Origin of the sequence: Yersinia sp. 2540 StPb PI, from assembly GCF_052217165.1 — a bacterium.
GTDB classification, from domain to species: Bacteria; Pseudomonadota; Gammaproteobacteria; order Enterobacterales; family Enterobacteriaceae; genus Yersinia; species Yersinia enterocolitica_E.
The window spans coordinates 69,438-85,975 of the sequence record NZ_JAZGQC010000001.1 but is presented as its reverse complement, the minus strand read 5'-3'; the positions used below and the strand labels follow the sequence as shown (position 1 = coordinate 85,975).

The following is a 16,538-nucleotide window of genomic DNA, read 5'->3' as shown; positions in this document are numbered from 1 at the left end:
TGCTTGTTCTCACCGAACGACAAAGTTTTAACTAATTAACTCCGATTCCCGCCGCCGTATGATTGAGTTATTTCTTTCGCAGCATGAATAACCAGTGCGCCAAGTTCGGTGACGCGGTCGTCGGTAATGCGTGATACCGGGCCGGAGATAGAGATTGCGGCAAAGGCTTCATGGTGTTCATCGAACAGACAGGCGGCGATACAACGCAAGCCGAGGGCATGTTCTTCATCATCAAATGAATAACCTTGCTTGCGAGTCAGTGCCAGATTCTCTTTCAGGCTGGCTGGATTGGTACGGGTATGTTGGGTATATGCGTGCAGCCCTTTCTTATGTAACAACTGCACTAATTGATCATCTGTCAGAGTAGAGAGAAAGGCTTTACCCGCACCGGAAGCATGCATCGGCAGTTTGCCACCAATGGGGGCTGACATGCGCATTAGCGCAGTACATTGTACTTGATCGATAATAATGGCCTGGTAGTCGCTATGGTCGAGCACCGCCAGGTTGACGGTTTCGCCTGATTCATCCATCAAACGGCGTAGCATCGGATGCACCATGGCCAGCAAATTGCGGCTTTGCAGGAAGCTACTGCCAACAATAAAGGCGTGAGCCCCCATGGTCCAAAGCCCTAAATCCCCCACCTGACGGACAAAACCTTGCTGTTGCATGGTTGTCAGCAGGCGATGAGTGGTAGAATTCGGCAATCCCGCCTGTTGTGCTAAATCCGTCAGGGCGACACTGCCTTGTGATTCGGAAATATATTCCAGTAATTTAAGCCCGCGCGTTAATGACTGAACCTGACCGGTTGCAGCAGGGGTGGTTTGTGCAGCTGCCTTGGGTTTTTTCCCCCGTTTAATCGCAATCGGTAACGCCATAAATCCACCTCTCATCTATTTTTATGGAATTCATTTTCGTTTTTCAATTATGCATGCAAACGATAGAAAACGCTCATCCGATGAGTCGGTTTCTCTACCTGAAAAAGTCTCAACTGCTAGCGGACTCATTACATTGATAACTTGTGCTAGGATGACAGATGAATTTTTCAGCATATCTGATACAAATAAACAACCAAGATACGTCAGATAATGGCAAGGCAACAGGGTAAAGAGGCGACAGACAGTGGTGGACACAGTATTAAACAATAAGGTTAAGCAATTGCATCGGCAACTGGCACAACGGATCCTGGTGCTGGACGGTGGTATGGGCACGATGATCCAGAGCTATCGGCTGGAAGAGGCTGATTATCGTGGAGCGCGCTTTGCTGATTGGCCAAGTGATCTGAAAGGTAACAACGACTTATTGGTGCTATCTAAACCGGAAGTCATTATCGCCATTCACAATGCCTACCTTGAAGCGGGCGCTGATATTCTCGAAACCAATACATTTAACTCCACCACCATTGCGATGGCGGATTATCAGATGGAGTCGCTGTCAGCCGAAATTAACTATGAAGCTGCTCGGTTGGCTCGGATTTGCGCTGATGAATGGACCGCCCGTACCCCAGAGAAGCCGCGCTATGTTGCCGGGGTTCTTGGCCCGACCAACCGTACCGCGTCTATCTCGCCTAAAGTTAATGATCCGGCGTTCCGTAATGTCAGTTTTGATCAGTTGGTTGAGGCTTATCGGGAATCTACCCGCGCCTTGATTGAAGGTGGTGTTGATCTGATTATGATCGAGACGGTCTTCGATACCCTTAATGCGAAAGCGGCTACCTTTGCTGTTGAGTCTGAATTTGAAGCCATGGGTGTGCTGTTGCCGGTGATGATTTCCGGCACCATTACTGATGCCTCGGGCCGGACATTATCAGGCCAAACCACGGAAGCTTTTTATAACTCGCTGCGCCACGTTAAACCGCTCTCTTTTGGCCTGAACTGCGCGTTGGGACCGGATGAATTACGTCAATATGTGGCGGAGTTATCCCGTATCTCTGAATATTATGTCAGTGCACACCCGAATGCCGGTTTGCCTAATGCTTTTGGTGAATACGATTTGGAAGCCAAAGAGATGGCCGAGCAGATTGGTGAGTGGGCGCGGGCTGGATTTTTGAATATTGTCGGTGGTTGTTGTGGTACCACACCACGGCATATTGCGGCGATGGTTAAAGCCGTCGCTGGCGTCCCTCCGCGCCCGTTGCCGGATATTGCAGTGGCTTGCCGTCTGGCTGGTCTGGAACCGCTGACTATCGATGCCAACTCGCTATTTGTTAACGTCGGCGAGCGCACCAACGTCACCGGTTCGGCTCGTTTTAAGCGGCTGATAAAAGAAGATAAATATGATGAAGCGCTGGATGTAGCCCGCCAACAGGTTGAAAGCGGCGCGCAGATCATCGATATCAATATGGATGAGGGTATGTTGGACGCAGAAGCCGCGATGGTGCGCTTCCTCAACCTGATTGCCGGTGAGCCAGATATCGCCCGGGTGCCAATCATGATCGATTCCTCTAAGTGGGATGTGATCGAAAAAGGCCTGAAATGTATTCAAGGCAAAGGAATTGTTAACTCTATTTCGATGAAAGAGGGCGAAGCTGCCTTTATCCATCACGCTAAGCTGGTGCGCCGTTATGGTGCGGCCATGGTGGTGATGGCATTTGATGAAACCGGGCAGGCGGATACCCGTGCGCGTAAAATCGAAATCTGCCGCCGCGCTTATAAGATATTGACCGAAACTGTCGGCTTCCCGCCGGAAGACATCATCTTCGATCCCAATATTTTCGCCGTCGCCACCGGGATTGAAGAGCATAACAACTATGCGGTCGACTTTATTGAGGCATGCGCCGATATCAAAGCCGAGCTCCCTCATGCCATGATTTCAGGTGGTGTCTCCAACGTCTCCTTCTCATTCCGCGGTAATGATCCGGTGCGTGAGGCGATCCATGCTGTTTTCCTCTATTACGCTATCCGTAATGGCATGGATATGGGGATCGTCAATGCTGGCCAATTGGCTATCTATGATGATCTGTCGGATGAGCTACGTGATGCGGTGGAAGATGTGATCCTTAATCGCCGTAGCGACAGCACTGAGCGGTTGTTGGATCTGGCCGAAAAATATCGCAGCAGCAAAAGTGGTGAAGTGGCGATTCAACAAGCGGAGTGGCGTGGCTGGGATGTAAAAAAACGGCTGGAATATTCACTGGTTAAAGGCATCACTGAGTTCATCGAGCTGGATACCGAAGAAGCCCGTCAGCAGGCTGAGCGGCCAATCGAGGTTATCGAAGGGCCATTGATGGCCGGGATGAATGTGGTTGGTGACCTGTTCGGTGAAGGGAAAATGTTCCTGCCACAAGTGGTAAAATCTGCCCGAGTGATGAAACAGGCAGTAGCCTATCTCGAACCTTATATTGAAGCCAGTAAGCAGAAAGGCACTACCGCGGGCAAAATCCTGCTGGCAACGGTTAAAGGTGATGTGCACGATATCGGCAAAAACATTGTGGGTGTGGTTTTACAGTGTAATAACTATGAGATTATCGATCTGGGTGTGATGGTGCCGACCGAAAAAATCCTGCGCACGGCGCGGGAGGAAAAGGTCGATATTATCGGCTTGTCCGGCCTGATAACCCCGTCGCTGGATGAAATGGTTAACGTTGCCAAAGAGATGGAGCGACAGGGTTTCACCTTGCCGTTATTGATTGGCGGCGCGACCACCTCGAAAGCCCATACCGCGGTTAAAATCGAACAGAACTACAGTGGTTCCACCACTTACGTCTCCAATGCCTCACGCAGCGTTGGCGTGGTCTCAGCGTTGTTATCTGACACGCAGCGTGATGATTTCGTAGCAAAAACGCGCAAAGAATATGAAACCGTCCGTATTCAGCATGCGCGTAAAAAACCGCGTACCCCGCCGGTCAGTTTACAGGTCGCGCGGGATAACCAAACCGTAATCGATTGGGAAAATTATACGCCGCCAGTCGCCCATAAATTAGGTGTGCAGCCTGTCGAGGCCAGTATCGAAACTCTGCGCAATTACATCGACTGGACGCCATTCTTTATGACCTGGTCGCTGGCGGGTAAATACCCACGTATTTTGGAAGATGAGGTGGTCGGCGAAGAGGCCAAACGCCTATTTGCCGATGCCAATGAACTGCTGGATAAATTGTCGGCAGAAAACTTGCTGCATCCGAAAGGCGTGGTGGGGATATTCCCGGCTAACAGCGTCGGCGATGATATTGAAATTTATCGCGATGAGCGGCGTGAGGATGTGCTGGTGGTCAGTCATCATCTGCGCCAACAAACCGAGAAGACCGACTTCCCGAACTATTGCCTGGCTGATTATGTCGCACCTAAATCTAGTGGCAAAACTGATTACTACGGAGCATTTGCTGTCACCGGTGGCTTGGAAGAAGATGCCTTGGCCGAGGCTTATGATGCTCAGCATGATGATTACAATAAAATCATGATTAAGGCCTTGTCAGACCGTCTGGCAGAAGCTTTTGCAGAATATCTGCATGAGCGGGTACGTAAGGTATATTGGGGCTTTGCACCGAATGAAAACCTGAGCAACGAAGAATTGGTGCGCGAGAACTATCAAGGGATTCGCCCAGCACCGGGCTATCCGGCTTGCCCGGAACATACTGAAAAAGGCCAAATCTGGCAGTTGCTGGATGTAGAAACTCACACTGGCATGAAGTTGACCGAATCCTACGCCATGTGGCCGGGTGCCTCGGTATCAGGCTGGTATTTCAGCCATCCAGACAGCAAATACTTTGCAGTGGCACAGATTCAGCGTGATCAGGTGGAAGATTACGCTGCCCGTAAGGGGATGCCGATAGCGGAGGTCGAGCGCTGGTTAGCCCCGAACTTGGGTTATGATGCGGACTGATATTTAAGTCAGTTGTTCAGTAAAATGAAAGGAGATAGCCGCGATGACTATCTCCTTTTTTAATGCCCTTTAACCCAGTGGTTTGCGTGCTTTAGCCTCGCGTCACACCTGCTACGGCATTTTTCTGTTCGGAGCCACCATGAGCGCCGAGCAGCGGTGTTTTGCCTTCCATCATCTCACCAATGCCACTACCAATTATCTCGGTAACTTTAGACGATGCATTTACTCTCGCCCCGCCCTGGGTGTGTTTACCGTTGATATCCTGTAATTCCAGACCATTGGTTTGTAAGTTTACATCGCTGTCTCTATTGGATATTTTGCCACCAATAAGTTCAGTTTTACCCGTTACGTTCAAATTAACTGACTGTGTGCCGCTAATGGCTGACTGTTCTTCAACCGCTTTATTTTCAACGACTTCCACTTCAACTTTAGCTTTGCCGTTGCCACCTTTGACTTGTTCATCCTGAACATTACTTTTGATTTTTTTGCCTGCTGCTTTGGCCCCTTTCTGCCACCATTTGTCTTTGGTTTCTACTTCTTCCTTAGACTCGGTCAAGGTGGCTTCACTGCCTTTTTTAGTGTAGCTAACAGGCTGGACATTATCTTCTTTCTTGCTATCAAAGCGGCTTGAGATTTGGTCATACTGCTTTTTGACTTTATCGAATAACTTATTGGATTTAGTGGTCAGGGTTTTTTTCACTTTATCCGAGCCGATTGGCGTCGCATCGGCTACCTGATTAATCATGCTGTCTTGTTTCTCGTTACTGTGATTGAAACTCAAGCCGGTGTTGACGTTGACCTCCTGTCGGACATCTTCACGGCTTTGCACTTTCAAGTTACCGCCGATAGTGCCAGTAATATCATTAGCTTTGAGCATAGCACCCGCCAGAGCCGTGTCTTTGGCGCTATTCATGGCGATATTATTGCTATTGATATGGGTGTTTTGCTGTATGACAGTATCTAACTGTTTAACACCAACATCCAATTCAGCACTGATATTATGAAGTTTTCCGCTGCTTTGTTTATCAACAACACCTTTGTCATCTTTATTGAAAGAGCTGTTTTGATTACCATTGGCTCCGACAGTAAAGTTCCAGTTATCCCTATGCTCTTTGTCTTGGGCCGACTCCAGCAAGATACCGCCATTATCAGCCGTTAGTGTGGTTTTTTGGCTGGTAATATTGGTATTTTGCATATGGATGGCTTGGTTATCGTGACTACCCGCTTTAACCGTTACCGTACCATTACTATTGATAATGGTGCCCTGATGCTTGAGTGCTGATTCATCTTTGTCAGCAACTTTGACTTCAGCTCCCGCACTGATTCCTTTGTTATTTTTATCTGTCCCAGAACTTTGACTGATACCGGCGTTGGCGCTGGCTGACCAGGTGATATCCTGTTTGGAGCCTTGTGATTGTGCGGCCAGCACATCAACTTTGCCGCCAGCTATCAACTGAACATCACCCGTTGCTTTGTCTTTACTGCCAAATGCTGTGCCTGTCAGGGTTAAGTCTTTCCCTGCATTCAGTTCAACACCTTGCTGACCTTGTAATTGGCTGACCTGAGCAACTGAGGTGCTGCTTTGCCCCTTACTGTTGCCACCACCTAAACCAGCACCAAAGTTTTTACTGCCGACGTTAGTGCCAAGATTAGCTTTAGCGTTAGCCTCAACATTATTATGGCTTTCGCTAGTATGGTTGGTGACCTGATCAAAACGAATATCTCCGCCCGCATTAACTGCGATTTTGCCATCCCCTGCATTCATATTGGTGCCTTGATAGGTCGCATCTTGTTTCACGTTGATATTGATGCCATTGGCGGCGTTCATACTACCAACTTGCGCGATATCACCTTTGACATGCTGATCTTTCGAGCCGCCTTTACCTTTGCCATCCAGAGTAATATCTTTTCCGGTAGAGGTGTAAACGCGAATACCCGCCTCGCCAGAGGTTTCGGTAACATGTCGGTCAGAACGATTAACGGCGGCTTCTGAGGTATGGCTCGCAGCATCCAGAGTAATGCCACCTTTATCGGCTTGATATTTTGTCCCCTGATCTTTAACTTCTCCTGCGGCATTGAGCGCGATGTTACCGCCTTTAATTGATGTCACCACCGATTGGCTACTATTGAGGTTGGTTTCTTTAGTTCCGCCTTTAGCATAGAGGTCTAACCCGGCATTGGGACCACCCACTTCGCCGACTGACTCAATCATGCCTCCCAAATCAAGCTCTTGTGCTTTATTGACTACCCCTTCAATTGGGCGGGTGACTTCGCCATAAGCAATATTGGCCTCATAACCGACATCAACCTTGGTAGTTTTGGTATGTGTTTTTTCACTGTTCTCGGCGGCCAGATTGTGGATATTATGGCCCTGAGCCTGATAAGCACCGCCGACGTTATGGTCTGTTCCCTGATTGGTGACATCTTTTGTTGCGGTGATATTCAGATTACCCGCCACCTGTGAACCCGAGACCACGGCGGTTGATTTGTCACTGCTGGTTTGGGTATCCTCGTAGCCTACGTTTACACCACTGCCGGCTTTATCCATGCCACCGGTGTAGTGGAAATCAACTCCAACACTTTCTTTGGTTTTGTTGCTGGAGAGGCTGTCTTGTGCCGCGACAAACGAGACGTTTTCGCCTTTAATTTCTGCATCACCAGTGGTAGCAGTGATTTTCGAACCCGTGAAAGTGACGTCTTTTTGGGCATCCAGTTTGATGCTGCTACCTTCAAGTGCTGCGCCGTGGTTTTTGATACTGTCAGTTTTTTCGCTCTCACTGGTGTGGTTCAGTTTTAAACCTGCCTGATACTGATTTTTACCATCATCACTGGTGAAACCTGAAATAGTCAGCTTGCTTTTTTGCTCATCTATTTTCTGTTGGGTTTGTGCGGCTTTAACATTGACTTCACCTAGCGTTTCAATACCCAGCTCACCGGCGCTTTTTACCAGGCTGCCAATAACATCAACATTATCTTTACTGATTATTTTTAGATTGGCGTCTGACGCTAATTCACCACCGATAACTGTTTCATCACTATTATTGGCTTTATGAGAGCTGCCGGTGATATTAAAAGCGACCCCAGTACGTTCATCTATTTTTGTGGTAGTGGTACTGATAGCATTGTCAATTTTAATACCACCTTCGCTGGCCTGCACATAACCATCCTGTGTTCCTTTAACCTGGCTACCGGTAATGGAAACACCTTTATTGCCGATAACCAAAATTTTTCCATCAGCCGTTATTTCAGAACGATGGATGGTTTCTGCATTTTTATTGTTATTATTGTGATCAATACCACCCAGACCTAAGTTTTGTTCATTCTTGCCGTTAGTTAACGTAATATCTTTGGTCTTTTTTACACCAATATTGACTTCATTGGCATTGATTAATAAATTACCGCCAGCAGAGGCCTTAACACCATTGCCGGTAATTTTTCCTTCTGCCGTTAAACCCAAATTCCCGTCGGCTTGTAGCGTGGTTTTATTGAGTGTTTGAGTATTTTCTTTATTGTCCCAAGATTTATCCTCTCTCATTTGCACATAGTTATGGCCTTTTCCATATTTTGAACTTTGTTCAATCTGGCCTTTGAGTTGTAAATCTTTTTCCGCTTTGACTGAAAGATTATCGCCTGCCCTTACAGAAGAACTTGATAATTTTATATCCCCTTTGGTTGATTTAAGAAAGATGTTATTCTCCGCAATGATAGTGGTTCCAATAACTGTTTGTTGTTGGTTTTTATTATCTTCAGATTTGCTCCAGTTATGTAGCCCCCACCCACCCTTTTCTGAATAGCCATTGGCCTGTGTATTAGTGAGTTTCTCTGAATCCAGTTGAATATCCCCACCTTGAATAGTGATGTTTTTACCATCAATGATGGCCGCACTAAGATGGTTTTTTTTCTTGGCAATAATCGAAATGTTCGAGCCTTTTATTTTGGTGCGTTTGAGTGTTTGTGTGGTAGAGCCGCCAGCGGAAGATTCAATAATATCGCCTGAGGTAAAAATATCACCGGCGGTGACTGTTATATCATTACCGCTTAAGTTGGCGGGGGTCGGGTTATAATTCAAGTTTGGATCGGAATCAACATCAAGATTCAATCTTCCCGGTGTTGAAATTTCTATCGAGTCACGGGCAGAATACCCACTTGACATATTTACCCCATTACCTTCTGCGGTATTAACTATTCTGATTCTACCAGCCACCATACCGCCAAATATTTTACTGTCGTACGCTGAACCAACATATTTTTGTGATGCGAGTATTTCTCCATCAGTACCCACTTTGTTTTGGCCGAGAATGATATTAATGCCTTCTCTGGAGTCTACAGCTCCCAGCATATTAATACGTGGCGCAATTAAGTCTATTGGCCCAAGTGCTGAAGTATAACCACCTGTTATGTCTAACAAGTTTGTATTGTTGCGGGTGTCAAAGCCTTGTAATTTACCTTGGTCTACTAGTGGGTTACCGACTACCAGTGAGTTTCGGGTAGTATTAATAAAACCGCAGCCATCACAGGTAATTCCATTAGGGTTAGCCAGAATATAGTCAGCAGCCATACCAAAGACTTCCTGCTTGCCTAATAATAATGAAGGATTACGGCTGATAACCTCATTCAGAATAATACTTGCCGCTTGACCATTTAAGTTCTGGTTAGCAGATAATTGTCCGGCAAGTTGTGACTGTCCGGCATTGAGGGAGTTATTAAATACAGCGCCTGCTTTGTTAACGTTAAATTCATTATATTGGTTATGGGACAAACCGGAGGCCGAAGGTTTTACAATATCGACCACCGTAGCGCCATTGACTGAATTAATAGCTGGATTATGAGCAGGATCGCCCGCGCCGACAATACCTGCGGCATAACAGGTAGCGACTGATACTGAAATAATCGCGACTGCCGCCGCCAGCTTTCCTGCCGGGGAGAGCTTGAACTTATTTTGTTTCATTTTTACTTCTCCATTTTTGTCATATTGCTTGGTGTTGATAAAAATTGGCTTGCGCTGGCAGCGGATTAATTAAAAGGAATAAGAGAAGCGCGCCAGAATCTGAGTAGGGTCTTTATTCTCTGTTTTACCGGACAATAAGTGTCCACGGCTGGCTTCAATATCCAGTTTGATATCGCGATAGCTGACGTTGATGCCGGCACTTAAACCCATAGCACTGCTCCAGCCCTGAGGGTTTTGCTGAATACGGCCTACATCTGCTCCTAGCCGCGGGGTTAGGGTGGTATTGCCGAGGGTAAAGTTGCGCGATAAGGTGTTCTGGAGATACCAACCTCTATCCGCCGATAAGGTATTGCGACTAAAGCCGCGAACAGCATTGCTGTCGGTGACGCTCAACCATTCAACGCCTGGCAGACGGTCACGGGTGTATTGGCCATAGAACTGATTGCTAAACAGGTAGAAATCATCAAACAGTTTGAAATATTGATTGGAAGTCACAGCGGCTTTAGCTTTGGTGAATTGGCTGTCCTGATAATTGGCGGTCAAATTCTGATCAGCACCTAACCATGATAATCCCTGCTCGAGGCTGACATTCACATTGAATATGCCAGTGGGCATAATGTGCAGATGATTAATACCTAATTCTAATACTGTCAGTGTTGGGCTGCTGACGGCGATTTTCTGTTCGTTAAAGTAGTTTTCTGCCTGTTTATAGGTTAGTTGTGCACTTAAGCCATTAATTTGGTCTTGGTCGCGATAGAAAACATAATCGGTACGCAAACCATGCTGCTGGGTTTTACCCTGTAGCTCGATGGTATTAAATTGTAATTGCACCGGATAAAGGTATTCGGAATAACTGCCAAAGCCACTGAAGGTTAATGCACCATAAGGCACGGAATAAAACAGTGAATAGGCGCGGCTATGGTTTTTCTGTGGGTTATCGGTGGTACTGCTGATATTTAAGCTGAGAGAATCTGATAACCCTAGGGGGTTATCGAAAGAAAATGCATTACGACTTAACCATTTACCGGTGCTTTTGTTGCCATAATTATCGAGTGATGTTGTCAGATGCCAGGGTTTTGACCGGATATTACTCAACCTGAGAATTGAACCGCCCGGCTCTGTTCCCGGTAAAATATCGACGGTTATTTTATTGGAGGGTAAACGGTTAGCTTGATCGAGTCCTTGGTCAAGTTGTTTAATATTTAATGGTTCCCCGACCATATTGGAGAAAACAGTTTCACCGTTTAATTCTGGGTCAACACTTTCAATGCTCTCAATAAAACCTTCGGTTACATCGAAACCCAATTCGCCCTCTTCATCGGTAGGAATAAACTGGACGCGGGCGGTAATATAACCTTTGTTAAGATAAAGCTGAGTGAGTTCACGAGCCAACAGATTGACATTTTCGCTACCAATACATTGTTCCGGTATTGGGCTTAAGGTCTCTAAATCTGCTTCAGTCAATAAGGTAATACCCTGGATATAGACGCCGCTAATGGGGAGGCATTGCGCACTATCATCTAATTCAGGTGCACTATTTTCGGGCGTTTCTATCTCTGCCTCAGGCTGTTTAGCATGAGGCTGACGACGCTCTTCTATTAAGTGATTAATTTCAGTACTGCTGTTCTGTAGGTTCTGGCGTGATTCATTGATCGGGGAGGGAATATCTATCCCCGGTGTCATGTTTGCGTGAGCGCCCGTGCTCAATAAAAAACATAATGCGGTACGTTTTTTTATCATGATATTTGTGGGGGAATTTTCTGGGTATAACGCGATGAGTGGACCCAGTCCTTTCCGTCCTTGAGTCAAATTTACGGGCAGCACTATTACCGTCCCTAAAGAGTAGAGACGGCGGGCTGAAGACAATAATTAAGGAATATTAAGGGAGAAGGGAAATATAATAAATTTTTAATATTAAGCGGTTATTGAGTGACTGTTTTCAGATTTATTTTAAATATTATCAGGGTAATGCTGGGTGTTATTGATGTTGTTTTTCTGTCTAAAACGAGGAATAAAAAGAAACAGAAAAATTGAAAATGCCCGAGTGGTTCGGGCATTTATACTCTTTGGTATTACTTTTTATCTTTCTCTACTGGTTTACCTGACCAGTAGCCCGCCAGTAGTGAACCGGAGAGGTTATGCCAGACCGAGAACAATGCGCCGGGTAGGGCAGCCAGTGGCGAGAAGTAAATTTTACCCAACGTAGCTGCTAGTCCTGAGTTTTGCATACCGACTTCAATGGCCAGTGTGCGGCAGGTGGATTCATCAAAGCCGAACAGTTTCCCGCCCCAGTAACCACTTAACAGGCCAATACCGTTATGCAGGATAACCGCAATAATCACCACGAAACCCACTGAAGCGATATGACTCTGGCTACCGGCGACCACGCCACTAATGATAGCGACAATACAGACCATCGACATCGCCGGTAGATAAGGCTCAATACGTTTCACCGTTTTAGTAAAGGTGTGATGGATAATCAGCCCTGCGCTAATAGGGATGACCACGATTTGCAGAATACTTTTCAGCATTCCCACTACGTCAACACTGATGGTGGCGTCGACATATAAACGGGTCAGTAATGGCGTGGCAAAAACCCCCACCAGGGTAGAAACCGCCGAGATAGTCACTGATAACGCGACATCTCCTTTGGCCAGATAAATCATCACATTAGATGCTGTCCCACTGGCAACGCTGCCTACCAGTACCATACCGGCAGACAAGTCCGGTGGCATACGGAATAGTATCGCCAGAATCCAGGCAGTGAGCGGCATAATCAGATAATGCAGGAAAGTTGCCGCGGCTACCGGTGCCGGGCGCGATAGTACACGTTTGAAATCATCCAGCCGCAGAGTGACCCCCATAGCAAACATGATTAACATGAGTAGCGGGGCGACATAAGGCCCGATACCGATAAAGGTGGTCGGGCGGAAATAGGCCGCGACTGACAGCAGCAGCGCCCACAGCGGGAACAGCCGGGTGATTTTTACTAACATGAAGCGAAAGTCCTTAGTCGTCAGTGTCAGATATAAGAAAACCGGACGAAATCGCCCGGTCGGTGTTATCAGCTTGTTGTTGTTGTTAGCAGTGTATAGTTAGTTTTTACTCTGACTCAAGCCGTGTTATTCAAACAGCGTATTATTCAAATAAATTGTTACTCAAACAGATTGTGATGCAGGGTTTGCACCACTTTTTCAGCATCATTCCCTGGCACCAAGAAGCACAGGTTATGGCTGCTGGCGCCATAGCAAATCATGCGGATATTGAATGGGTCAAGGACACCGAATACTTCCTTACCGACGCCACAAGCTTGTGACAGGTTATTGCCGATAATTGCCACCAACGCCAGATTCTCTTCCACTTCAACCCGACATAGCGAGGAGAGTTCAGTCAGCAGTGAGGTGGTCAGTAGACTGCCCGCCGTTGATGTCGAACCTGTCGTATCAAGAGTCAGCGCGACACTCACCTCAGAGGTGGTTATCAAATCAACTGAAATATTGTGGCGCGCCAGAATATTAAACACTTCCGCCAGAAAACCACGTGCATGCAACATATTCAGGCTATGTAAGGTCAGCAGCGTCTGTTTGCGGCGCAATGCCAAGGCACGGAACAGTGGTGGACTCTCGGTCTCATTACAGACTAAGGTGCCGCCAGCCGCTGGGTCTTTGCTTGAGCCGACAAACACGGGAATATCACTGCGCACGGCTGGCAACAAGGTGGCCGGATGCAAGACTTTGGCACCAAATGTCGCCATTTCAGCCGCTTCTTCGAAAGCAATTTTATCGATGCGTTTTGCTGCCGGAACCACCCGTGGATCGGTGGTATAAATCCCAGGAACGTCTGTCCAAATATCAATGCGGCCAACATTCAGTGCTTCACCCAGTAACGCAGCGGTGTAATCGCTACCGCCACGGCCAAGGGTAGTGGTGCGCCCTTTGCTTTCACTGCCGATAAAACCTTGTGTGACAACAATGGCCTGCGCGATACGTGGGGCCAATTGCGTTTGGGCTAATTCAGACAGCGCATGGGTATCCGGTTCAGCACGACCAAAACGGTCATTGGTTCGCATGATTTTACGTACATCAAACCATTCCACTGCCACCTGACGCTGGCGGATTAGCTCGACAAACAGCAGTGTAGACATCAATTCGCCGTGACTCACCAGTTCATCGGTTAACGCCGCAGACGTTGCCAGACTGGCTGCTTCAGACAGCATGGCGATGTTTTCTAGCATGCGTTCAATTTCATCGCGGATAACCACCGGATTGCCGAGTTTGGCTAGAATATCGGATTGAATTCGACTAATTTCTGCTAAATGAAGTTCACGCTTTTCAGGCTCACAGCCATCGGCAAGGGCGACCAACAGATTGGTAATGCCAGCCGAAGCTGACAAGATAACCAAACGAACGTCCGGGTTCGATAAAACCACATCGGCGCTGCGACTCATGGCATCAAAGTCTGCCACGCTGGTGCCACCAAATTTGGCAACCACGGTCGCAGAAGGGGCGCTGCGGCTCTGCTGGGGTGCTGCTTGAATCATCTAAAAAAACCTCGTATCAGGGATGCCATCTTGGGGGTCATCAGTATTTATCTCTGTACAAGGAAATAACGGGTTATCGACTTTCTGTCAATGAAATGGCTATGAGGTATTTTCATCTTTAATAATATGCGCTGTGATATCACTAAATTGACTATTCCCTTCGTACTTGAAGCTGCTGGAGTGTTAGTTACGTTCACTTACCCGAGTAAGCTCATTGGGATGAATGAGCCTCATCCTTGAGGCTCACCCTGCGGGCTAGCATAACTGCTGTTCAAATCGGTTCCCGACCGATTTGTCGTTCGCTTGCTGCCTACCTGCCACTACCATTACTTTGGCAATAGATACTGTTAGACAATGACACACTGCGAAAACAGGGATGAGATCAAGTGTTGTTTCGAGAGATAACACCTATCGCAAGAAAAGAGATCTCAATCACACCCGAACAGGATACAATTAACCCATTCGTTTCATTATCCTTAAGCCTAGAAGAGCGCCGCTATGAAAAATATTAATCCTAGTCAAACCGCTGCCTGGAAAGCGTTACAGCAACACTTTGAGCAGATGAAAGATGTCACCATCAGCAGTCTGTTTGCCAAGGACGACCAGCGTTTTAACAAGTTTTCAGCCACGTTTAATGATCAAATGCTGGTGGATTTCTCCAAAAACCGCATTACCAGCGAAACCATGGAAAAGCTGCAAGCTCTGGCGAAGGAAACTGATCTGGCCGGTGCAATTAAATCCATGTTTTCCGGTGAAAAAATCAACCGCACTGAAGACCGCGCGGTACTGCATATTGCTTTGCGTAACCGCAGTAACACCCCGATTGTGGTGGATGGCAAGGATGTGATGCCAGAAGTGAATGCAGTGCTGGCTAAAATGAAACAGTTCTGTGACCGCGTGATTGGCGGTGACTGGAAAGGTTATACCGGCAAGGCGATTACTGATGTGGTGAACATCGGTATCGGCGGTTCAGATCTCGGCCCTTACATGGTGACTGAAGCACTGCGCCCGTACAAAAATCATCTGAATATGCATTTCGTTTCAAACGTTGACGGCACCCATATTGCTGAAACGTTGAAACCGTTGAACCCAGAAACCACGCTGTTCCTGGTGGCATCAAAAACCTTCACCACCCAAGAAACCATGACCAACGCCCACAGTGCGCGTGACTGGTTCCTGTCTACTGCGGTTTCTGTGGAACATGTCGCCAAACACTTTGCTGCATTGTCGACCAATGCCAAAGCTGTGGGTGAGTTTGGTATTGATACCAACAATATGTTTGAATTCTGGGATTGGGTTGGTGGCCGTTACTCTCTGTGGTCCGCCATTGGTTTATCTATCGCGCTGTCGGTTGGTTTCGAACACTTCGAACAACTGCTGAGTGGTGCGCATGCCATGGATAAACACTTCGCCGAAACGTCTGCGGAGCACAACCTACCAATCCTGCTGGCATTGATCGGCATCTGGTATAACAATTTCTTCGGCGCAGAAACCGAAGCTATCCTGCCTTACGATCAGTACATGCACCGTTTCCCGGCTTACTTCCAGCAGGGCAATATGGAGTCTAATGGCAAGTATGTGGATCGTAACGGTAATCCGGTTGATTACCAGACCGGCCCTATTATCTGGGGTGAACCAGGTACTAACGGCCAACATGCGTTCTATCAGTTGATCCATCAGGGCACCAAATTGGTTCCTTGTGACTTTATTGCACCGGCTATCAGCCATAACCCACTGAGTGATCATCACGCCAAGCTGCTGTCGAACTTCTTTGCCCAGACCGAAGCACTGGCATTTGGCAAATCACTGGCAGAAGTTGAAGCTGAATTTGCTGCGGCAGGCAAAACCCCTGAGCAAGTGGCTCATGTCGCGCCATTTAAAGTGTTTGAAGGCAACCGCCCAACCAACTCCATCCTGCTGCGTGAAATTACGCCGTTCAGCCTGGGTGCATTGATTGCGCTGTATGAACACAAGATCTTTACTCAAGGGATTATCCTGAATATCTATACCTTCGACCAATGGGGTGTGGAGCTGGGTAAACAACTGGCTAACCGTATCTTGCCAGAACTGGCAGATGATAAAAACGTAACCAGTCATGACAGTTCTACCAATGCGTTGATTAACCGTTTCAAGAACTGGCGTTAAGCTTGCGGGCTTAAGCTCTTTGATCCGTGCTTATTAGCCCCTTACTCAGTAAGGGGCTTTTTTTCGGCCCGGATTATTTCACCTACTTTC

At 47.2% G+C, this 16,538-nt stretch carries 7 protein-coding genes; 2 read left to right on the top strand and 5 right to left on the bottom strand.

Features of this window, described 5'->3' with window-relative positions:
- Positions 1-35: 35 nt before the first annotated feature.
- A complete protein-coding gene (iclR, locus tag V1956_RS00360) occupies positions 36-875 on the bottom strand; it encodes a glyoxylate bypass operon transcriptional repressor IclR (RefSeq protein WP_372560361.1) in 840 nt (279 codons plus the stop codon).
- Positions 876-1,119: 244 nt separating this feature from the next.
- On the opposite strand from iclR, the gene metH reads away from it, so the two are divergent.
- Entirely contained in the window at positions 1,120-4,815 is a 3,696-nt protein-coding gene (gene metH / locus V1956_RS00355; RefSeq protein ID WP_372560362.1) for a methionine synthase, read from the top strand.
- A 91-nt stretch (positions 4,816-4,906) separates the two neighbouring features.
- Here metH and V1956_RS00350 read toward each other — a convergent pair whose 3' ends face one another.
- The 4 genes from V1956_RS00350 to lysC form a co-directional block, all read right to left on the bottom strand.
- Complete coding sequence (locus V1956_RS00350; protein ID WP_442824719.1) at positions 4,907-9,763, bottom strand: hemagglutinin repeat-containing protein; 4,857 nt, start codon at positions 9,761-9,763, stop codon at positions 4,907-4,909.
- Positions 9,764-9,832: 69 nt separating this feature from the next.
- Positions 9,833-11,503 (bottom strand): ShlB/FhaC/HecB family hemolysin secretion/activation protein, encoded by a 1,671-nt coding sequence (locus tag V1956_RS00345; protein ID WP_420071759.1) that lies wholly within the window; start codon positions 11,501-11,503, stop codon positions 9,833-9,835.
- Positions 11,504-11,835: 332 nt separating this feature from the next.
- Positions 11,836-12,759 (bottom strand): ketopantoate/pantoate/pantothenate transporter PanS, encoded by a 924-nt coding sequence (gene panS / locus V1956_RS00340; protein WP_083162093.1) that lies wholly within the window; start codon positions 12,757-12,759, stop codon positions 11,836-11,838.
- A 158-nt stretch (positions 12,760-12,917) separates the two neighbouring features.
- Positions 12,918-14,303, bottom strand: a complete 1,386-nt coding sequence (gene lysC, locus V1956_RS00335; protein WP_372560366.1) for a lysine-sensitive aspartokinase 3 — start codon at positions 14,301-14,303, stop codon at positions 12,918-12,920.
- A 498-nt stretch (positions 14,304-14,801) separates the two neighbouring features.
- Here lysC and pgi point away from each other — a divergent pair, with 498 nt between their 5' ends.
- A complete protein-coding gene (gene pgi / locus V1956_RS00330) occupies positions 14,802-16,448 on the top strand; it encodes a glucose-6-phosphate isomerase (protein WP_372560367.1) in 1,647 nt (548 codons plus the stop codon).
- Positions 16,449-16,538 lie beyond the last annotated feature (90 nt).